Below are 22739 nucleotides of genomic sequence, written 5' to 3' on the forward strand. Positions count from 1 at the left end.
CCTAAATGTACTAAGTAAGAAATTGTTTTTCAATTCATAGTTATAAATTAATTTTTACAAGGAGAATCAAATGCGCACAGCTATTATGACTGATACCAATAGTGGTATTACAACTGAAGAAGGAAAATCTTTAGGAATTTTTGTCATTCCTATGCCGATAATTATTGATGATAAAGTTTATTATGAAGGTATAAATATAACTGAGAAGGAATTCTATGAAGCTTTAACCGGTGATAAAAATCTTTCCACATCTCAGCCTTCTCCCGGAGAAGTAATGGATATGTGGGACTCTATCCTTGAAAGTGGAGATTATGATCAGGTTGTATATATTCCTATGTCAAGCGGATTAAGCAATTCATGTTCTGCCGCTATGGGACTTGCTCTTGAATATGAAGATAAAGTATTTGTAGCAGATAACCACAGAATTTCAGTTACAATGAGAGAATCTGTTTTATCAGCAAAAGAACTTGCTGACGAAGGCAAATCTGGTGCTGAAATTAAAAAGGCTTTAGAAGATGATGCTTATAACTCAAGTATATATATTTCAGTTAATACGTTGGAATTTTTGAAGAAAGGTGGCCGTATCACTCCTGCTGCTGCAATGATTGGAACAATGCTTAATATTAAGCCTATCTTAACAATACAGGGTGAAAAGCTTGATTCATTTGCAAAGGCAAGAAGTATGAAAAAGTGTCAGGATAAGATGCTTGAAGCTTTAAAAAGCGAAATTGCCGGTCGTTTTTCACATAATGATATATCCAGGTTAAAAGTTGGTGCCGCAGGTGCCGGATTATCAGAAGAAGAAATTGAAAACTGGCTTGGAATGGTAAAAGAAGCTTTTCCAAATGCGAAAGTATTCTATGGGCCTTTATCTGCAAGTATTGCATGTCATACCGGTCCCGGAGCTGTTGGAATCGGAATCAGTTTTTAAATCAACGCTATTGTAATTAATTTAATAAATAATAAAAAAGATAGATTTAGAAATTTCATATCGCTTCGTTTCATATTTAATTAAACGATTAATCAGCGATACGTTAATTCAAAAATCTATCTTTTTATTATTTTAATCTTTTTATTATTTTAATAATGAGCAACTTAACCTTTAACTATTAAAATAAACTCATATTTTTATCTTTCACTATTAAATAAACTTTTTTAATATTTCACAAATGAATTTAATTTTTTATTATTATAATTTACTTTCAATCCATGCTTCTATTATTTCTTTAGGCTGAAATCCTGTTCTTGTAGCAATTTTTTCACCATTAATAAACATTGTTACAGCCGGAATATTTTCAACATCATATTTTTTAGGTGATTCCTGATTTATTGCAATATTAGCTCTATAAAAATCAACTTTTCCTGCATATTCATCTGCTGTTTCGTTAATTATCTGTTCCATTATCTGGCATGATTCATTTCCTGTAACTGAAAAATTAACTATCGCTATTTTACTTGCTTCTACTTCGCTAAAATCATTGTTTTTAATTTTCTTTACCATTTTATTGTCTCCTTTGTAAATTTATAGTCTGTCCATCATTTCTGACGGAACATATGCTTCAACATAAATTCCATCATCTCTATATTCTTCTTTCAATAATTGTCCATATTTTCTTATAAGACCGGGCTTTCCGGCATCAGCATAAGAAAATACCCTTTCAATATGAACTCTCATTGATTTAAGAGCTTTGCTTATGGCATCGTTTAACTCCTCAATACCAACTTTATTTTTTATTGCAGCATTAACAATATAATCAGCCTTAAAATCTCTTAAAATCGGCTTATTTTCAAGTCTGTCCTGCTTGTTAAATACTGTAATTATAATTTTATCTTTTACGTCTAACTGTTCTAATGTTTCATACACAGCATGTATATGTTTATCCATCTGTGGATTTGAACTATCAATTACATGTATAATAATATCTGAATATTTTGCTTCCTCTAATGTACTTCTAAATGCATCTATTAAATGATGTGGAAGTTTTCGGATAAATCCAACTGTATCTGTCAACAAAATCTCCTGTCCGTCAGGAAGTTTATAATTTCTTGTTGTAGGATCAAGCGTAGCAAATAACTTATCTTCCTCTAAAACTTTTGCATCCGTAAGAGTATTTAATAATGTAGATTTACCTGCGTTTGTATATCCAACAATTGCTGCTACAGGCACAGGATTCTGAGATCTCTTAGCTCGTGTAACATTTCTATGTGCTTCCATATCTTTAACTTCTGCTTTTAACTGAGAAATTCTGTCCCTTATCAATCTTCTGTCAACTTCAAGTTTCTTTTCTCCGGGACCTCTTGTTCCTATTCCACCACCCTGTCTTGACAGATTTTTCATACCTATAAGTCTTGAGGATCTGTATCTAAGCTGAGCAAGTTCTACCTGTATTTTTCCTTCTGCAGTCTTTGCCCTGCCTGCAAAAATGTCTAATATAATCAATGTTCTGTCCATAACTTTTACGTTAAGTTCGTCTTCTAAATTTTTGTATTGAGCAGGTGTTAACTCATCGTCACACACAATAGCTGTTGCCTGTGTCTCCCATATCAAATCTTTTAATTCTTCGACTTTTCCCTTACCTACATAAGTTCCCGGATGAACTGCCTCCCTGTTTTGAATTGCTCTTCCAACTACCTGTGCACCTGCAGTATTTACAAGTTCTTCTAACTCATATAATGATTCATCCGCATCATTGCTGTCATCTAATGATACAGCCACAAGAATAACTTTTTCAATTTCTTCTTTATTTTCAATTAATTTTGCCAAATACATCACCTCGTTTTATTGTTAGTTCTCACTTATCTTTGAAATTACATTTAATTTTTTCCATTTGCCACGTTTATATCTTACTAAACTTATTGTTCCGTTTAAGAACCATGTAAGTCCTGTTGCAAAAAATACACCATATCTTCCAAACATAGGCACCATCGTAAGTGGTCTTGCAAGGAATATTCTTCCGCACATTTCTACTATTCCTGTCATTAATGAGAACATTGCATCTCCTGCTCCATTCAAGACATTTCTAGTAGTATAAATTAATCCTAAAAATGCTAAAAAGCAACTATCTATTCTAAGACCTACAGTACCTATTGCAATTACATCCGGGCTCTTTCCGAATATAGATATTATCTGTGGTGCAAATCCCCAGAATATTGGTAATACAGCCAATGCAAATACTGTACTTATAATTGTTCCAGAGAAAAAGCCTTGTTTTACACGCTTTACATTTCCTGCTCCCATATTCTGTCCTGTAAATGTAGAAATGGCTGAACCTAATGACATAAATGGCTGCTGAACTAACTGTTCAATTCTTGCAACAACTGTAAATGCCGTTGTAAATGTTGCACCAAATCCATTTACTACTCCCTGTAAAACAATAAGTGAAACAGCTATCAATGCATTTTGCAATGCAACCGGAATTCCTAACTGTAAGCATTTATATAATATTGCTTTTTTTATCTTTAAGTTTTCTTTTGTAAGTCTGAAAAATGTTGTACATTTAACGGCATATATAATACATGCCACTGCTGATATCAATTGTGCAAATGCCGTAGCTACTGCAACGCCAACAACACCCCATTTAAATTGGAGTACAAAAAGCAAATCTAATGCTACATTTATCAAACTGGCTACAATTAAAAATGTAAGTGGTGTCTTAGTATCTCCAAGTGCTCTTAAAATACTTGATACACCATTATACATTCCTACACAAATAAAACCAATTGCAGTAACTTTTAAATATATAACTGCATCTTCTAATATTGCCGGATCAGTATTCATTAATACAAGTGCCGGTCTTGCAAGGAAGAATCCTACTAACGACATTAATACTGAGCAAATCGAAATTGCCCATATTGCGTTACCTATTGTATTCTTTACGTTTTCTTCATCTGATGAACCAAAGTATTGTGAAACTACAATCCCAATTCCTATTGATAATCCTAAAACAAGCGAAAAGAAAAAGAACTGTAATGAATTAGTTGTACCAATAGCTCCTAAAGCATTTTCACCAACAAAGTTTCCTACAACAATAGAATCTACCATATTGTAAAGTTGCTGAAATACATTACCTATCAACAAAGGAATTGTAAACTGAAGAAGTAATTTTGCAGGGTTTCCCTTTGTCATATCCTTAACTCTTTTATTTTCCATAGTTACTCCTTATTAGGTTTTTAACCTTTCCATTCTGTATAATTTATTTTTTAACCTTGAATAATTATAATCTGCTTTTATCTAATAGCTATAAATAACAGACTTCCTAAAACCCCACATATACTTCCTGTAATCGCTCCTACGATTACATCCTTTGGGAAATGAACACCTCCGATAACACGCAGCACAGCTATCAAACAACTTATAGCAAATAAACATATGCCTAATTCTAAGTTAGCATATATGAATGTAGTTGCTATAACAAAAGCTGAAAATACGTGTCTGCTTGGAAATGAATTCCCTTCTTTTTCCTTTTTTATTATTGGTTCATAATTATATACCGTATAAGGACGCGGTGCATCAAATTTTTTTCTAAAATAAGATACACCTATAAATGAAACTGCCGTGACAGCAACAATCCTTATAACATCACATTCCTTAGTTATAATCATAAACACAACAACTAAAATATAAATAATATAAACAACAGATGTTGAAAATAAATTAAGTTTTCTTACTATCTGCTCTCCATATTTATATTTTCTTATTTTGTTACTTATTTTTCTGTAATCATTTTCTGTCATAAATCACCTTATTGCTTTCTTGCAATTCTGTATTCATCACCATAAGAAAAATACGGACAGCTTGCCGTAGGATTCTGCAACTGTCTTGCATAATCATCTTCATCCATGCTTACAACGCATCCATATTCTTCATATTCTTCATCATATACATAATTGCTACAAAATTCGCAACTATACTGACCCATTTTTTTCCTCCTAGTTTTTAATATTATGATGTAAGTATGCAATGTTGCATTCTTTGTCACATAACATGATTTCTTGTAATACTACTCTTCATCAACATCATATATCACTATCTTTTACTTACATACTATAGGAGTTGCCAATTATATTTGCAACTCCTATAGTACTAATCGATTTATTTTTACTTATAACTATCTGCTAACTTTTTAAATGCAGGCAATGCTTTTTCAATCTGCTCTGTCTGTACACAATATGATACTCTCACATATCCCGGTGTACCAAAACTATCTGCAGGAACAAGCAACAATTCCTGTTCTTTTGCTTTTTCACAAAATGCTTTTGCATCATCCTCCATTGCTTTTACAAATAAATAGAAAGCTCCATCGGGATATACGCATTCAAATCCCATTTCCGTAAGACTGTTATATAATAAATCTCTGTTAGTTTTATATATCGAAATATCTGCTGTGTCATCAATACATCTTTCAATAACCTTCTGGAATAAACTTGGTGCACATACATATCCTAATACTCTTCCTGCTCCACATACAGCTGCATATGCATCCTTGCTGTCAACCATTTTGTTTGACACAACTATGTAACCAATTCTTTCTCCAGGTAATGATAATGCTTTACTGTATGAATAACATACAAATGTATTATCATAATAATTAATCATATATGGTACATCAATATCATCATATACTAATTCACGATATGGTTCATCAGTAATTAAGAAAATAGGATGTCCATATTCTTTTTCTTTTTTTCTAAGGATATCACACATTTTAACTATTGTTTCTTCTGAATACACAACACCTGACGGGTTGTTAGGTGAATTAACAATAACTGCTTTAGTCTTTTCATTTACTGCTGCTTCAAATTTTTCCATGTCAATCTGAAATGTTCCTTCTTCTCCCGGAACCTGTACAACCTTAGCACCTGACTCCTTAATAAAAATAGTATATTCAGGGAAGAACGGCGTAAATACGATACATTCTTCATCCTTTTCCATTATTGCATTCAATACGATTGTAAGAGATGCTGCTGCACCACAAGTCATATAGATATTATCTTTTGTTATATCTGTTCCAAATTTTTTATTTATATAATTAGCAATTGTATCTCTTACATGGGCATCCCCCTGTGCTGATGTGTAACCATGTGTAGCTACCGGATCGCCATTTTCAACAATATCAATAATTGCTTTCTTTACACTTTCCGGAGCAGGAACACTTGGATTACCAATACTGAAATCAAATACATTTTCTGCACCAATTTCCTGTTTACGTTTATTTCCATATTCAAATATTTCTCTTATTTCTGAACGAACTTTTCCTAAATGTACCATATCTTCTACAAACATATCTCTTCTCCTTTAAAATTAATTTTGTATTTTTATGCTGTCAGTACCAAAATATATCTTACAGATTATTTTTATAGTCATGCATCATTTACAAATTCTGTATTTTAAATTCACGCTCATGCTCACGTTTCTGGTCTCGTTTTGCAATGTCGTCTCTCTTATCGTATAATTTTTTACCTCTTGCCAAACCAATTTCCACTTTTACCAGACTTCCTTTAAAATAAACCTGCAAAGGTACTAATGTCAAACCTTTTTCTTTAATTTTACCAACAAGTTTATTTATTTCATATTTATGCATCATTAATTTCTTTGGTCTAAGCGGATCTTTATTGAAGATATTTCCCTTTTCATATGGGCTTATGTGCATTCCATAAATAATCAGTTCTCCGTCTTCAATACGGATAAATGACTCTTTAATGCTACATTTTCCCTGCCTTAAAGACTTAACTTCAGTACCATGAAGTACAATTCCGGTCTCATAAGTATCTTCAATAAAATAGTCATGGCGGGCCTTTTTTTTATTTTCAATTAATCTATTCGCTGCCTTTGCCATATCTTCACCTTTCCATATTAACTTTACAACTTTTTCCATACAATTTTACATCATTTTATTACTAATTTCACTATAAATTTGTATATATTTGATTATGCCAGTACAAAATCTATTGTTTTTGTCATCTTATCTGTATGAACAACTCTTACCTTTACAGATTGTCCTAATTTGTATGTCTTTTTTGTATGTTCACCTACAAGAGAATATGTTGGTTCATCATATATATAATGGTCATCCTCCATATTGCTTACGTGAACCATTCCTTCTATTGTATTAGGCAACTCAACATACATTCCCCAGCCGGTAACACTTGAAATTACACCTTCAAATTCTTCTCCGATATAACTTCTCATATATTCAACTTTCTTTAATTTCTCAGTATCCCTTTCTGCATCATCAGCACGTCTTTCGTTTATACTACAATTCTTAGTTATATCAGGCAAAATTGTATTGTAATGTCTTATATATTTTTCATTTAACTTGCCATGAATATTTTCTTTAATAATTCTGTGTATCTGCAAATCAGGATATCTTCGTATTGGAGATGTAAAATGGCAGTAATATTTTGCTGATAATCCAAAATGTCCTTTACATTCCGGAGTATATTCTGCTCTCTTCATTGAACGCAAAGTAATTCTGCTTATCAAAGCTTCTTCACTTGTTCCTTCCACACTTTCTAATAACTTCTGAAGTTCTTTTGGATGAATTTCATCTCCCATCATCTTTATATGATATCCAAAGTTATTTATAAATGTAGCAAGTTGTGTCATTTTCTCGACATCCGGCTTATCATGATTTCTATATACAAATGGGAGTTCCTGCCAATAATACTCTTCTGCAACCGTTTCATTTGCCATAAGCATAAAATCTTCTATAATTTTAGTTGCTGAATTTCTCTCATAGGGTTCAATGGAAATAACTCTTCCTTTATCGTCTAATTTAATTTTACATTCAGGGAATTCAAAATTAATTGCTCCTCTTCCATATCTTTTCTTTCGCAAAATATCAGACAATTCTTTCATTAACTTAAACATCGAAATGAAATCTTTATGTTTTTCGCATGCCTCTTTTTCACCTATAAGTACATCCCTTACCTGTGTATAAGACATTCTTCTGTCTACATTAATTAATGTTTCCACTATTTCATGACTTATAATATTTCCATTTTCATCAATTTCCATAATACAGCTAAGTGCAAGTCTGTCTTCTCCCTGATTTAATGAGCAAATACCATTAGACAATTTATGTGGAAGCATTGGTATTACCCTGTCTACTAAATAAACACTTGTGGCTCTTTTTCTAGCTTCTTTATCTAATGGAGAATTTTCCGTAACATAATTACTTACGTCCGCAATATGAACTCCTAAAGTATAAACTCCATTTTTCTTAGAGATTGTGATAGCATCATCTAAATCTTTAGCATCTTCTCCATCTATTGTTACAGTCTGCCAGTTTCTAATATCTTTTCTTCCGTTCTTTTCTTCTTCTCTTACATAATCAGGTATGTTCTCTATCTGTTCCATTACATCTTCCGGAAACTCTGTAGGTATATCATAAGCTTTAACGATAGATAAAATATCTACTCCCGGGTCATTTACATGACCTATAATTTCAACTATTTTTCCTTCCGGCTTTCTTCCTTCCTTTCCATAATCAGTAATCTTGGCAACTACTTTATGTCCGTTAACAGCCCCCATAGATGCTTTGAGTGGAATATATATATCTTTTACAATTTTTTGATTATCCGGTAATACATATCCAAAGTTTTTGCTTTTTTCAAATAATCCAACAACTTCTGTTATTTCATGGGATATGATTTTTATAATTTTACCTTCTTTTCTTCTTTTTCTTGTTCCATCATTCTTAGTTTTGTCTTCAGGTAATACTGCAACTAAAACCGTATCATGGTGAAAAGCATTATTAACATTCGCATCCGGAATAAAATAATCCTCTTCTTCACCCTCTACAGTAACAAATCCGTATCCTTTTTCATGTGCAGTAAATATACCTGTAACTAATGTTTCTTTTGCTATCGAATACTTTCCTCTTTTTGAAACAGATATCTTTCCTTCATTTATTAATTCATTTAAGACTATTTCTAATAATCCTCTATCTTCCTTTTTTACATTTAATATTATTGCTAATTCTTTTATTTTCATAGGAACATAGTTTTTATCATTCATTAAATCTAATATGATTTTCTTTCTTTCATTAATTAATTCCATGATTTCTCCTTACTCTATTATTATAAATTTGTAAAATACTTTCTATTTATGCATTTATTTTTCAAATGAAATCTCTTCATTTCAAATTTATTTCTATAATTATTTTAGCCATTTTTTCTTTTTATAATAAAAAGAAAGTGTTCCTAAAAGGAACACTTTAAAAATCATAATTATCCTAAAAATTTAAGAACTTCATATTAAGAACAATTGAAAGTACAAAGAATAAAACAATCATAACCTTTGTAATCTTTTCTAACTTTCCTTCCATTGAACGTCCTTTATTCTTTCCCCAGTATGATTCTGCTGCACCACTGATTGCTCCTGTAAGTCCAGCCTGCTTTCCTTCCTGAAGTAGTATTACTACTGTTATAACTACACAGATGATAATGTATATCACTGATAATACTCTTAATAATGTAATCATTTCGAACCTCCTATTATTATGTATTGCCCCCTCCCTTGGGTCAGCGGCTAGTCATCGGAAACATTTATTAAAAATGAACTTCATTCATTTCGTTTCCTTCTATATCTATTCAAACGCGAATACATAAATATTATCATATTTGTATGCTATTATCAAGTAATTATTCCAATCTTTTCTAATTTTATCATCTAAATTTCTTCCTATTGCTGATTGCCTTCATTCACTAATTCCTGTAAATTACTGATTTCAGTTTCTATTTCTATATTTTCACTTTTGCTTTGTACTATCTCTGTATTTTGTTGTTCTTCTATGGATTCTGTTTCATCAGACTTGGTAGTCTCTATCGTTGTTTCCTGAATAGTTACATCTTCTGTTTCATTTTGTTTGCTATCTGCATTTTTCTTCTTTTTATCAGTCTTTTTATTTTTTGAGTCGTCACTTGCTTTTTTACTTTTACTTGAATTTATACTTTTACTTTTTGATTTTGCTGTACCTGTACTTACAGAAGCACTTTTTTCATTCGTCACTACATTACTCTCTGTATTTTTATTTCATTCTGTTTGTTTACTGCCACACTGACTGCAGTAGTTGTTTCCTCCTTTTTATTTTATCTTTTGTTTATTTCCTATTATTTTCTATTCATTTAGTAGGTATTGTCTTTCTCATCGTTTGTCAACTTTATTTCTATTTTTATTTATAATTTTTCTTCAATTCTCAATAACTGGTTATATTTTGCTGTTCTTTCACTTCTACATGGTGCCCCTGTTTTTATAAAACCTGTATTAAGCCCTACCGCCAAATCTGCAATAGTTGTATCTTCTGTTTCTCCTGAACGATGTGACATGATAGCTATATATCCATGACTTTGTGCCATTTGCACAGCTTTAATCGTTTCTGTTATACTTCCTATCTGATTTGGTTTTATCAATATTGCATTTGCACATTTCTCTTTTATTCCCTTTTTTAATCTCTCTACATTTGTAACAAATAAATCATCACCGACTAAGTGGATTTTTCTACCTAATTTCTCAGTAATCTTTTTCCATCCATCCCAATCTTCTTCATCTAATGGGTCTTCTATTGAAAATATCGGATATCTGTCAACAATATCACTCCACATATCTATTAATTCATCTGTTGTCAATTCGATTCCTTTTTTAGGTAATTTGTATTTTCCTGTAACTTCTGCTTTCCATTCTGAAGCTGCTACATCCAAAGATATTTTAAAGTCTTTTTCAGGAATATATCCTGCCTTTTTAACTGCTTCAATAATTAAATCAAGTACTTCCATTTCGTTATTTAAATCCGGTGCAAATCCACCTTCATCACCAACTGCAACAGATAAATTTTTGTCTTTTAATAATTTTTTCAGTGCATGGTAAACTTCTGCACACCATCTCAATCCTTCTTTAAATGTTGTCGCTCCAACAGGTAAAATCATAAATTCCTGCACGTCTATATTATTAGATGAATGAGCACCTCCGTTTAAAATATTCATCATGGGCATAGGCATTTTGCACGCACTTATGCCTCCTGTAAATTTGTAAGTAAAAATATTTAATGCTTTTGCACATGCATTTAAATTAGCCATCGAAACAGCCAATATTGCATTTGCACCTAATTTTGATTTATTATCTGTTCCGTCTTCACTTAACATCATTCTGTCAATTCTTCTTTGATTAAGTGCATTTTGTCCTATAAGCATTTCATTTATTATTGTATTTACGTTTGTTACAGCTTTTTTTACACCTGCTCCTAAATATCTATCTTCACCATCTCTAATCTCCGCTGCTTCAAATTTTCCTGTTGATGCACCGGACGGTACGGTTGCTCTTCCTGTAATCAAATCAGTTTTTGGATTTTCCCCTCTAACCGTAACTTCTGCTTCAACTGTAGGATTTCCACGTGAATCTAAAATTTCTCTTGCTTTTACATTTACAATCTTTAAATATTGTTCCATATTCTCTATTAGATGCATTTTTAGCACCCCATTTCTCCTATATTATTTAATGTTCCGTTAATATATAAAGATTTTTCAATCTACTATGCCTCACTATTTTCACGAAGCTCTTACTATTTAGACAACGATATATATATGTCTTTTATATAAAACAAATTTATATACGTTCTTTGTATAAAACACTGTTATATACATTCTTTATACAAAAACAGGGAAACACTATTTTACTAGTGTTTCCCTGTTACTTATTTTTATTCAATTAAGTCAAAGAGTTCTACATTGACCTCTCTATTTATTATTTTACAAGTAATGATTTTCCTGTCATTTCTTTTGGCTGTTCCATTCCCATTAATTCGATTAATGTAGGAACGATGTCTGCTAAGCATCCACCTTCTCTTAATTTATACTTAGGATCAGCATTTACTAAGATAAATGGTACAGGATTTGTTGTGTGAGCTGTAAATGGTTCGCCTGTTTCATAATCAACTAACTGCTCAGCATTTCCGTGGTCAGCACAGATAAACATCTGTCCATCAACTTCCTTAATAGCTTCTACTGCTCTGCCTACACATTCATCTACTGCTTCAATAGCCTTAATAGCTGCTGATTCAACACCTGTGTGTCCTACCATGTCAGGATTTGCAAAGTTAATGATAATAACATCATATTTCTGTCCTTTAATTGCGTCTACAAGCTTATCACATACTTCATAAGCACTCATTTCAGGCTTAAGGTCATATGTTGCTACTTCTTTAGGTGAATTTACTAAAATTCTATCTTCTCCCTTATTTGGTTCTTCTACACCACCATTAAAGAAGAATGTAACATGAGCATATTTTTCTGTTTCAGCAATTCTAGCCTGAGTCATGTTATGTGCAGCTAAATATTCACCAAATGTATTTCTAATTTCAACTTTCTTAAATGCGATTAATTTGTTAGGAATTGTAACATCATATTCTGTAAAGCATACAAATACTAAATCTAATCTTTTTCCTCTATCAAATCCATCAAAATCATCTGCACAGAATGCTCTTGTAATCTGACGTGCTCTGTCTGGTCTGAAGTTACAGAAAATAACAGAATCTTTGTCATTTACTGTTGCTACAGGAGCATCATTTTCCATAATTACTGTAGGAATAACAAATTCATCTGTCTTATCTACTGCGTATGAATCTGCAACTGCCTGTACAGGGTCTGTAGCTTTATTTCCTTCTCCCTTTGTAATAGCATCATATGCCTTAACAACTCTATCCCAGTTATTATCTCTATCCATTGCATAGTAACGTCCTGAAATTGAAGCAATCTTTCCAACACCAATTTCAGCCATCTTATCTACTAATTCCTGAACATAATCTTTTCCTGATGCAGGAGGTGTATCTCTACCATCTAAGAATGCATGTACATATACCTTTTCAAGACCAAATTTCTTAGCCATTTCAATTGTTCCATAAATATGTGTATTATGGCTGTGTACACCACCGTCTGATAATAATCCAAAGATGTGTAATGCACTGTTGTTTTTCTTGCAATTTTCCATTGCCTTAACTAACTCTTCATTCTTAAAGAAATCTCCATCCTGAATTTCTTTTGTGATTCTTGTTAATTCCTGGTATACAATTCTTCCTGCACCCATATTTAAATGACCTACTTCAGAATTTCCCATCTGTCCGTCAGGAAGGCCTACTGCCATTCCACTTGCATAACCTTTTACAAAAGGATATTCTGCCATAAGCTTGTCCATTACAGGCTTTTTAGCTTCTGCAACAGCATTTGCTTTTGCATTTTCATTTAATCCATATCCGTCTAAAATCATTAAAACTGTTGGTTTTTTGCTCATTTTTCTCTCCTTAAATTAAACTTTATTTTTCTATTCCCCATGAAATTTCCTGCTTCTTCAAATTAATTGCCACTGCATTCTCACGGGTTCTTTCGCTATTTCCTCTGAAATACAAAATATCGTATCCTTTGAAAATAACATTCATATCATAACCACAGTTACTAACTGTGTTGGTTAACATTTCCTCAGTCTGTTCTTTTGTAATATTAGTCTTTACTTTTGAGTAGCTGCTTGCAGAGCCTACATTCTGCTGCACACAAAAATATATTGGATTTCTCTTAACATTAGAGAATGTATTATTTTTTACATGTATGCCTTCTATTCCGCCACCTGAAATAGCATGTGCTCCACTACTATAAGCTTTCTTACTCTTTAATCCAATTTTGTTAAAAGTATTATTTTCAATGGTTGCATTCTTCCAGTTAAGTATAAATACACCATTGTCAAAAATATTTTTAAATGTATTATTAGTTATTACTACATTTTCGTGATAAACATTTTCACCATTCTTCTGTGAATACTTATGTGTACCAACACCACGTGTAACTCCATCAAATACATTGTTTGTTATTGTTATATTTTTATTATCTGTTCTATCCTGTGCAACCCACACTGCATTAAGGCCATGTGTTTCAGGGTCCGGAGTATCAAGATTAATAGCCTCTTTCATATAATTTTTAGCCCTTGTACTTGCTTTAGAACCTTTAAATGTACAATTTTCAATAACAACATTCTCTACACCTGTTATTTCAAGGAAATGTCCTCCATTCTGATTTTTAAATGTTATTCCTGAAACTTTTACATTTTTATTGTGGGATATTACAATTGTTCCTCCACCTTCAACAAAATTATTGTCAATTGTAGCATTCCCTTTACCTGTTATTGAAATGTTCTTTGCACCACTTACTTTTTTACATGACCCTTTTATCTTGCTTTTTGATGGTGGACATAATGAAAATACATTATTTGATGGTGGATATCCTGCTCCACCAGTTTGATATATATTTTTTAATACAACTCCATTCTTCAACACAACCTGAACATTTGATGGAATATATACAGAATTAGACATTTCGTATGTGCCTTTTTTTATAATAAATTTACCACCGCCTGCTTTTTCTAATTGCTTCATATAATAATTAAAAGCCACTGTATACTTCGTATATTTGTTATAATTAGAATACTTTTTTATTTCTGAAGGAATTGACTTTGTTGTCATTGTTATTGTTTTCTTAGCATATACATTCTTTGCCTGTATATGGGTTACTCCTGTTACACATAGCATAACTGCCAATGTAGACACTAATCTTATAATTATTTTATTTCTTTTCTTCATATTCATATTCCTAACGAATTTTTTGTCTGATATTAAACAAAAGAATTTTAATTTTAAAACTTACTCCTTAAATTTAATATCTGATAATAGTTAATTGTTATTAAATACTCAATCTGTTCTTCAATAAAGGGCTGATGCAATTTTGTTGCAACAACCCTTATTTAAAATCTTATTTATTATAGTTGACAATCTTTCCAAATTCTGCTTTAAGGCTTGCACCACCAACTAAACCACCATCTATGTCAGGTTTAGCAAGTAATTCTGCTGCATTTCCAGCGTTCATTGAACCACCATACTGAATTCTGATAGCTGCTGCTGTTGCATCATCATATACTTCTGCGATACATTCTCTGATTGCTGCACAAATTTCTTCTGCCTGATCAGATGTAGCTGTCTTACCTGTTCCAATAGCCCAGATTGGTTCGTAAGCGATAACTGCTTCCTTAGCCTGGTCTGCTGTTACATTTAAGAATGCAATCTTAATCTGCTGACGGATGAAATCAACTGCAACACCCTGTTCTCTCTGTTCAAGAGTTTCACCACAGCAAATAATAGGTGTAATACCATGTTCAAAAGCTTTTAATACTTTCTTATTTACTGTTGCATCTGTTTCTGCGAAATATTCTCTTCTTTCTGAATGTCCGATGATAACATACTTAACTCCAACATCTGTTAACATGTTAGGAGCTATTTCTCCTGTATATGCACCACTTTCTTCAAAATACATATTTTCAGCACCGATGTTGATGTTTGAACCCTTTGCTGCTTCCATAGCCGGTACTATTGAAATAGCTGGTACACAAAATACTACATCTACATCTTCATTAGCTACTAAAGGTTTTAATTCATTGATTAAAGCAACTGCCTCACTAGGAGTTTTGTTCATTTTCCAGTTACCTGCGATAATTTTCTTTCTCATAATTATATAATCTCCTCTATATTTAAGACATATCAGTTAAAAGCATATTAAGCCTTTAACTGCTGATGATGCCTTATATAATATTGTATATCCTACTTATCGTTTGCTGCTGCAACACCTGGTAATTCCTTACCTTCGAGGAATTCAAGAGAAGCTCCACCACCTGTTGAAATATGTGACATCTTATCACCAAATCCTAACTGGTTAGCTGCTGCTGCTGAATCACCACCACCGATGATTGTTGTAGCATCTTTAAGATCTGCCATAGCTTTAGCAATTGCAATTGTACCATTAGCAAAGTTAGGCATTTCGAAACATCCCATTGGTCCGTTCCATACAACTGTCTTAGCTCCGTTAATAGCATTAGCAAATAATTCTGCTGTCTTTGGTCCGATATCTAAACCTTCCATATCAGCTGGGATTTCTCCACGTCCTACAACCTTGAAGTTGCAGTCATTTGAGAAGTTATCTCCAACTACTGTATCGATAGGGATTAATAACTTAACACCCTTTTCTTCAGCTTTCTTCATCATGTTTACAGCATATTCTTTGTAATCTTCTTCAAGAAGTGATTTACCTACTTCTTCACCAAGACCAGCCATGAATGTGTATGCCATACCACCACCGATGATTAATGTATCAACCTTTTCAAGAAGGTTTTCAATAACTGAAATCTTTGATGAAACTTTTGCTCCACCAAGGATAGCTACGAATGGTCTTTCCGGATTGTTAACTGCGTTTCCAAGGAAATCGATTTCCTTCTGCATTAAGTATCCTACAACTGCTGTGTCAACAAATTTTGTTACACCAACGTTTGAACAATGTGCTCTGTGAGCTGTTCCGAACGCATCATTTACAAATACATCACAAAGTGAAGCTAATTCCTTGCTGAATTCTTCTCCATTCTTTGTTTCTTCTGCACGATAACGTGTGTTTTCAAGAAGAATAACATCTCCGTCTTTCATTGCTTCAACTGCAGCCTTAGCATTTGGTCCTACTACTTCAGGATCTGCTGCGAATTTAACTTCCTGTCCTAATAATTCTGAAAGTCTTACTGCAACTGGTGCTAATGATAATTCCGGCTTTGGTTCTCCCTTTGGCTTTCCAAGATGTGAGCAAAGGATTACCTTTCCACCATCAGCTATTAATTTCTTTATTGTTGGCAAAGCTGCTACTAAACGGTTTTCGTCTGTGATTTTTCCATCCTGTAATGGTACGTTGAAGTCACAACGAACTAACACTCTCTGTCCTTTTACATTGATATCATCTACTGATTTCTTATTAAGCATTATATGTGCTCCTTTCATTTAAGCGCGTCATACGCGTAGTCTCATAAATCCCGGAATCAGTATAAACTTTATTCCAAGATTATATGCGCCCATGAAATGTACATCCATATAGATGTGGCGTTCATTTTATTCAGCGCAATATAAAAGGGTCCGGTCCAATTAAGACCGGACCCTTATGGATCTTATTTAAAGATTTCTTATTAATTATGCTAATTCTGAGAAGTATTTGATTGTTCTAACCATCTGGCTTGTGTATGAGTTTTCATTGTCATACCATGAAACAACCTGTACTTCATAAGTATCATCATCAACCTTTGATACCATTGTCTGTGTAGCATCAAATAATGAACCATATCTCATTCCAACGATATCGCTTGATACGATTTCGTCTTCATTGTATCCGTAAGATTCGTTTGAAGCTGCCTTCATAGCTGCATTGATACCTTCAACTGTGATATCTTTTCCTTTAACTACAGCTGTAAGAACTGTTGTAGAACCTGTTGGAACTGGAACTCTCTGTGCAGAACCGATTAATTTTCCGTTTAATTCAGGAATAACTAATCCGATAGCTTTAGCAGCACCTGTTGAGTTAGGTACGATATTAACTGCTGCAGCTCTTGATCTTCTTAAATCACCTTTTCTCTGTGGTCCGTCAAGAGTCATCTGGTCACCTGTGTAAGCATGAATTGTTAACATGATACCACTCTGGATTGGAGCGTACTTGTTAAGTGCATCAGCCATAGGTGCTAAGCAGTTTGTTGTACATGAAGCAGCTGAAATGATTGTATCTTCTGCCTTTAATGTTTCGTGGTTTGTATTGTAAACGATTGTTGGAAGATCGTTTCCAGCTGGAGCTGAAATAACAACCTTACGAGCACCAGCATCGATATGAGCCTGTGCTTTAGCCTTAGATGTATAGAAACCTGTACATTCTAATACTACGTCTACTTTTAATTCGCCCCAAGGACACTTTGAAGCATCAGCTTCTGCGTAAATCTTGATTTCTTTTCCATCAACGATGATTGAATCATCTGTAGCTGAAACTGTTTCAGCCTTGTCATATTTACCCTGTGATGAATCATACTTTAATAAGTGAGCTAACATCTTAGGACTTGTTAAGTCATTGATAGCTACTACTTCATAACCTTCTGCTCCAAACATCTGTCTGAATGCAAGACGTCCGATACGTCCAAAACCGTTAATTGCAACTTTAACTGACATTTAATTGTCCTCCTATTAAATAAGATATATTTTGTTAATTAATATTAACCTATTGATTATTCTACATAAATACTTTCCAAATATCAAGAAGTTTTTTGCATTTTTCTCATATTTTGTTAATTTTTTGACAAATAAAACGTTTTTAATTTTATCTTCTCATTAATATAGTAATTTTCAGCAAAATTTGTTATATTCTACTCATAAATTTTTTCTTTGCTAATTTGTAATTATTTCAGATTCAGTATAAATATATATAACAAACGATAGGAAGTTTTTCGCAATTTTGCGAGCATAGTGTAAATAAAAAAGTAATGTTTGAGTCTTTAGGCGAGTTTTACTTTTTTATTTATTATAAACGGCACAGAAAAATAAGAAAAACAACGTGTTTGGAATATATATTTATACCTGAATCTGAAACATTAACAAGTTGCAATACATATTACATAAGGAGAATATACGTTATGTTATCTGATTTTCATGTACATTCTAAATTTTCTACTGATTCAGATGAAGATTTGGAAAATATAATTAGCAAAGCCATAAGTTTAAATATGAAAGATATTTGCATCACTGATCATCAGGACTGGTTCTGGCCTGTTCCGGGTGAATCATTTGATATAGATACCGATTCATATTTTAATGAATTAAACATATTAAAAAATAAATATTCTTCAAAAATCAATCTTCATATTGGAGTTGAACTTGGCATTACATGCGACAACTACAAAAAAAATGCTGATTTTTTGCAATCATATCCATTTGAATATGTCATTGGCTCCTGTCATATTGTAGACAACATGGACCCATATTATTCTGAATTTTGGGAAAATCGCAATGAAGCTGAAGCTTTCAGGACTTATTTTTCAACTTTACTTGATGCATTAAAATTGTTTAATTCATTCAATACATTAGGCCATTTAGACTACATAGTCAGATATGCGCCAAATAAAGATAAAAACTATAATTGTAGCGATTATTTTAACATTGTAGAACAGATATTTAAAGAAATAATTCATAAAGATATTGCTTTGGAAATTAATACCGGTGCACTTGCAAAAGGAATGGATTTTGCAAATCCCCACTTTGATATACTTTCATTTTATAAAGATCTTGGCGGAAAACTTGTGGCTGTAGGCTCCGATGCCCATATTGCCGGTAATATAGGATATGGTTTTGATAAAGCCACGCAACTGATAGAACATTTTAATTTTAAAAATATTAATGAATAACTAAAAAAACTACAAAACTTCATTTAACAATCTGAAGTTTTGTAGTTTTTTCATTTTTATTATAAAGATTAATTTATCCTATTTTACTATTCCATGTTCAAGGAAAAACTGTTTCCATCTTGGCACACATGAAGGCATAAGATGAACCCCATCACTTGTGTACTTAGGGTCAAGAGCGCCTGTATCTTTTTTATCAAACACTTCGTTTTCATCAAGCCATATTATATCGTATCCATTTGTAAGTTCCTTAAGTTTCTTATTTCTTTTATCTATTTCCTTATTTTTTATATAAGTTTCTTCTTTGTCTTTCTTTTTTGTCACATGCATAATACTTTGAATAAATATTATTGCATCAGGCTGTTTTTCTCTAATAGTATTTATTACTTTACCATATTGCTCAGCAAATGTATCTGCTGTTCCTGTTCCAATTTCATTTATTCCAAGCATTATATAAATTTTTTCAAATTTATTTTTTTCAAGGGCTTTTTTTACAGTTATTTTTTTCTTTCCTGATTTAACGATTTTTTCATCTAAAATCTTCCATACGGACACACCCTGTTCTGCATAAAATACTGTTTTGTCCCAATTTGCATATAACGATATTGTCTGTGTTCGTGAATCACCTATAAATAATGCCCCATCCAGATAAGATTCGTCTACAGTTACAAAATCACGATGTGCTTTTTCCTCTGTAACGGTTTCTGTCTGAGTTTCTCCCGATTCATCCGTAACTATCTGGATTTCTCCGGTATCACTTTGGATTACTTTTTTCCCTTTATTCTCTTTACTTTCCTGTTCCACTATCTTTTTAGTTTCGTTGTATTTTATTATGTCTTTTGTTCCCAGAAATATTCCAAAAATCACAACAGATACAACCATCACAATCAAGAATCCATATTTATCAAATATAGCCTTTTTATCCATCTGTTTTCTCCTGTTAAAATATAAATATTAACTTAAACCTTAATCCACTAAGAGGTTATTATCATTTTTAAAATCTAAAGTACAAAAACGGATTGCTTGCCGCTGTACTCATTCTATACACACATACCCAGAATATTATAATTAAAATTACTGACGCGACTCTTGTTCTTCTGTATTTTTCAAATATCTTCATTGGAATACTTAAACTAAAGATAACTGCAAATACAAAGAATATTCCGTAATGTTTTATTGCATCAACATAATCTAATTTATTTACAAATTCTGTGCTTACATGTGAAATCATTGGGAATAATTTTGCAAAATATAATTTTATGTCTCCCATTTTATCAAGTGCAAATACCATCCAGCTCATCGGAATTATAAATATTATATATAAATGTCCAAGTGCAGGATATTTATCTAATATATTTTTTAATCCAAGCTTTTCTATTGTCAATAATACAAAGAACAACAATCCCCAACATACGAAATTCCAGCTTGCTCCATGCCACAATCCCGTAAGTCCCCATACCACAAACATATTAAATATTGTTCTTGCAAATCCTTTTCTATTACCACCAAGCGGAATATAAACATAATCTCTAAACCAACTTCCAAGAGTAATATGCCATCTTCTCCAAAATTCAGTAACGGATGTTGATATATATGGATTGTTAAAGTTTCTTGGAATTTTAAATCCCAACATTTTTCCAAGACCTATTGCCATAAGTGAATATCCATAAAAATCAAAGTAAATCTGGAATGTATATGCAAACATCGCAATCCATGCCATTGGAGTTGATATGCTTGCAATTCCGTAAGTCTTGATTGACTCCCAGCACATTCCCATTATATTTGCCAAAAGCATTTTTGATGCAAGACCCATAATAAAAATTCTTATTCCATCCTGCAATAAAAGTAATGATACTTTTCTTTTTCTTATCTGTTTAGCAATGTCCTTATATACAACAATCGGTCCTGCGATAAGTTGCGGAAACATACAAAGATAAACTCCTAAGTTAATATAGTTCTTTTCTGCTTTTGTTTTCTTTGTATAAACATCAATAACATAAGATGCTATCTGGAATGTGTAAAAACTAATTCCAAGTGGTAATGTAAGACTTGTTTCTATTCCCGTAAAAAAAGTAAAATATTTAAACACAAATAAAAACAGGAAGTTATATACTAAAGCTACGATTAATGTTATTTTGTCATAATTATTTTTTTCTTCTCCATTATGTTCAAGTATCTGATTATCATATTGAAATTTTCTGATAAAAATAGCTGCAAAATAATTTACTGTCAGCGATAATAAAATTAATGGAACATATTTCATTTCACCGACTGCATAAAATATTAAGCTTGCGATAAATAAACATATATTTTTAAACTTCATTGGTACTAAAAAATATATCAATATCACTATCGGTAAAAAATAAAATATAAACTGATTACTGCAAAATAACATCTCTTCCTCCGCCTGTGTCATACACAATTATTTTATAACTGTGACTTTATATAATTATAAATATTTTCATAAGTTTCTTCGGTATAATGAAGTCCATCCTGAGTTTCAAATCCGATGGCATTCAAATAACTGTTTGTGTCTATTACAATGACATTTTCATCTAATCTGTCTATGATTTCCTGATTAAAATAATCTATGTCATCATTCTTAATGTGATAACCACTATATGTCTCCTGTTCTTCATATACAGGATTTACAAGCATATAATAAATCTGACAATCAAATGTCTGTGACATTTCATTTATTTTATCTACGTATTTGTCGATGTTTACTAAGTCATTAACTCCTAATCCTATAATTAATGCTGTATCATCATCAATCTCATACTTTATATTATTCATCTGGTTTATCAAATAGTCGTATCCTTCACCAACTTCACAAATAAACACATCTTCATCTGTCGCATTTGCTTTTTCCATTCCCTTATATCTGGAATCTCCTACAAACAAATATTTTCCATATTCTCTTTTTGTTCTTGTAGTTTCATTTTCACTATCATGTCTGTTTGCTTTTCTATACTTACTTTTGTAAGTTTGTGCCTCAGGTACATTTTCATGTATATTATCTGCTAATGATTTAATCATTTTAGATTCAAGCCCAAATCCTGCTCCTTCTACACAAATAATAATAGCTGCTATGATAGCAATCATTATCGTGCCTAAAACTATACTTGTCCTATTGTTTTTCTTATTATTCATCATTTTCATATTATCTTTCCTCTTACTAACCAGCATTATTGTAATCTGACTTTTCTTTAAGTAATGTTATTTAAGGCCAATAATTTTCGTAATAGCCATAGCCATTCTATCATATAAACAACAAAAAACAACAGATTTTGACAAAGTTAATCTTTATTTAATAAATTTCGGACTTATGTAATATTTAGGTAACAAAGTTATTACATTCTTCTCTGTTTCATTATATTTATTTGATATTTTATGATATAGTTTTACTGTTTTATTTCATAATTTTACTGTTTTATTTCATAATTTTACTGTTGAAATTCAAAGA

21 protein-coding genes are annotated in these 22739 nt (G+C 32.0%); 2 read left to right on the top strand and 19 right to left on the bottom strand.

Features of this window, described 5'->3' with window-relative positions; all coding sequences use genetic code 11:
• Positions 1-70 precede the first annotated feature (70 nt).
• The gene (locus CCC31_RS01025; RefSeq protein ID WP_290848945.1) at positions 71-931 is read left to right on the top strand and encodes a DegV family protein; all 861 of its coding nucleotides are present in this window, start codon (positions 71-73) and stop codon (positions 929-931) included.
• A 258-nt stretch (positions 932-1189) separates the two neighbouring features.
• Here the strand turns inward: CCC31_RS01025 and CCC31_RS01030 are convergent, their stop codons facing one another.
• The 16 genes from CCC31_RS01030 to gap form a co-directional block, all read right to left on the bottom strand.
• A complete protein-coding gene (locus CCC31_RS01030) occupies positions 1190-1501 on the bottom strand; it encodes a thioredoxin family protein (protein WP_117909099.1) in 312 nt (103 codons plus the stop codon).
• Between the two features lie 21 nt (positions 1502-1522).
• On the bottom strand, positions 1523-2764 hold the full coding sequence (gene hflX / locus CCC31_RS01035; RefSeq protein WP_363347149.1) for a GTPase HflX: 1242 nt from the start codon (positions 2762-2764) through the stop codon (positions 1523-1525).
• Positions 2765-2785: 21 nt separating this feature from the next.
• Positions 2786-4150, bottom strand: a complete 1365-nt coding sequence (locus CCC31_RS01040) for an MATE family efflux transporter (protein WP_022089300.1) — start codon at positions 4148-4150, stop codon at positions 2786-2788.
• 77 nt (positions 4151-4227) lie between these two features.
• The gene (locus CCC31_RS01045) at positions 4228-4734 is read right to left on the bottom strand and encodes a phosphatase PAP2 family protein (RefSeq protein ID WP_118565798.1); all 507 of its coding nucleotides are present in this window, start codon (positions 4732-4734) and stop codon (positions 4228-4230) included.
• An 8-nt stretch (positions 4735-4742) separates the two neighbouring features.
• A complete protein-coding gene (locus tag CCC31_RS01050) occupies positions 4743-4919 on the bottom strand; it encodes a DUF6472 family protein (RefSeq protein ID WP_022089298.1) in 177 nt (58 codons plus the stop codon).
• 179 nt (positions 4920-5098) lie between these two features.
• Positions 5099-6283 carry a pyridoxal phosphate-dependent aminotransferase gene (locus tag CCC31_RS01055; protein WP_022089297.1) on the bottom strand — a complete coding sequence of 395 codons (1185 nt, stop codon included), beginning with the start codon at positions 6281-6283 and terminating at the stop codon, positions 5099-5101.
• Between the two features lie 88 nt (positions 6284-6371).
• Positions 6372-6836, bottom strand: coding sequence for an SsrA-binding protein SmpB (smpB, locus tag CCC31_RS01060; protein ID WP_290849074.1), 465 nt, complete (start codon positions 6834-6836; stop codon positions 6372-6374).
• 92 nt (positions 6837-6928) lie between these two features.
• Positions 6929-9061: a ribonuclease R gene (gene rnr / locus CCC31_RS01065; protein WP_290848947.1), complete on the bottom strand. Its 2133-nt coding sequence runs from the start codon at positions 9059-9061 to the stop codon at positions 6929-6931.
• A gap of 175 nt (positions 9062-9236) precedes the next feature.
• Positions 9237-9485: a preprotein translocase subunit SecG gene (secG, locus tag CCC31_RS01070; RefSeq protein ID WP_022089294.1), complete on the bottom strand. Its 249-nt coding sequence runs from the start codon at positions 9483-9485 to the stop codon at positions 9237-9239.
• A gap of 200 nt (positions 9486-9685) precedes the next feature.
• Entirely contained in the window at positions 9686-10012 is a 327-nt protein-coding gene (locus CCC31_RS01075; protein WP_117909091.1) for a hypothetical protein, read from the bottom strand.
• Between the two features lie 167 nt (positions 10013-10179).
• The gene (eno, locus tag CCC31_RS01080) at positions 10180-11463 is read right to left on the bottom strand and encodes a phosphopyruvate hydratase (protein WP_243003020.1); all 1284 of its coding nucleotides are present in this window, start codon (positions 11461-11463) and stop codon (positions 10180-10182) included.
• Positions 11464-11740: 277 nt separating this feature from the next.
• Positions 11741-13282, bottom strand: a complete 1542-nt coding sequence (gene gpmI / locus CCC31_RS01085; protein ID WP_022089291.1) for a 2,3-bisphosphoglycerate-independent phosphoglycerate mutase — start codon at positions 13280-13282, stop codon at positions 11741-11743.
• A gap of 22 nt (positions 13283-13304) precedes the next feature.
• Complete coding sequence (locus tag CCC31_RS01090; protein ID WP_022089290.1) at positions 13305-14618, bottom strand: right-handed parallel beta-helix repeat-containing protein; 1314 nt, start codon at positions 14616-14618, stop codon at positions 13305-13307.
• A gap of 169 nt (positions 14619-14787) precedes the next feature.
• Positions 14788-15540 carry a triose-phosphate isomerase gene (tpiA, locus tag CCC31_RS01095; RefSeq protein WP_118565794.1) on the bottom strand — a complete coding sequence of 251 codons (753 nt, stop codon included), beginning with the start codon at positions 15538-15540 and terminating at the stop codon, positions 14788-14790.
• 89 nt (positions 15541-15629) lie between these two features.
• The gene (locus CCC31_RS01100; RefSeq protein ID WP_290848948.1) at positions 15630-16826 is read right to left on the bottom strand and encodes a phosphoglycerate kinase; all 1197 of its coding nucleotides are present in this window, start codon (positions 16824-16826) and stop codon (positions 15630-15632) included.
• Positions 16827-17030: 204 nt separating this feature from the next.
• Positions 17031-18047, bottom strand: coding sequence for a type I glyceraldehyde-3-phosphate dehydrogenase (gene gap, locus CCC31_RS01105; RefSeq protein ID WP_147585736.1), 1017 nt, complete (start codon positions 18045-18047; stop codon positions 17031-17033).
• A 461-nt stretch (positions 18048-18508) separates the two neighbouring features.
• Here gap and CCC31_RS01110 point away from each other — a divergent pair, with 461 nt between their 5' ends.
• A complete protein-coding gene (locus CCC31_RS01110) occupies positions 18509-19276 on the top strand; it encodes a histidinol-phosphatase HisJ family protein (RefSeq protein WP_022089286.1) in 768 nt (255 codons plus the stop codon).
• A gap of 78 nt (positions 19277-19354) precedes the next feature.
• Here the strand turns inward: CCC31_RS01110 and CCC31_RS01115 are convergent, their stop codons facing one another.
• From CCC31_RS01115 to CCC31_RS01125, 3 genes are all read right to left on the bottom strand, one after another.
• Positions 19355-20200, bottom strand: coding sequence for a GDSL-type esterase/lipase family protein (locus tag CCC31_RS01115; RefSeq protein ID WP_290848949.1), 846 nt, complete (start codon positions 20198-20200; stop codon positions 19355-19357).
• Between the two features lie 67 nt (positions 20201-20267).
• Positions 20268-21668 (bottom strand): MBOAT family O-acyltransferase, encoded by a 1401-nt coding sequence (locus CCC31_RS01120; RefSeq protein WP_290848950.1) that lies wholly within the window; start codon positions 21666-21668, stop codon positions 20268-20270.
• Between the two features lie 32 nt (positions 21669-21700).
• Positions 21701-22435: a hypothetical protein gene (locus CCC31_RS01125; protein WP_290848951.1), complete on the bottom strand. Its 735-nt coding sequence runs from the start codon at positions 22433-22435 to the stop codon at positions 21701-21703.
• Positions 22436-22739: the final 304 nt, after the last annotated feature.

Origin of the sequence: Eubacterium sp. LMAG:50, assembly GCF_008680265.1 — a bacterium.
Classification (GTDB): Bacteria; Bacillota; Clostridia; order Lachnospirales; family Lachnospiraceae; genus Eubacterium_U; species Eubacterium_U album.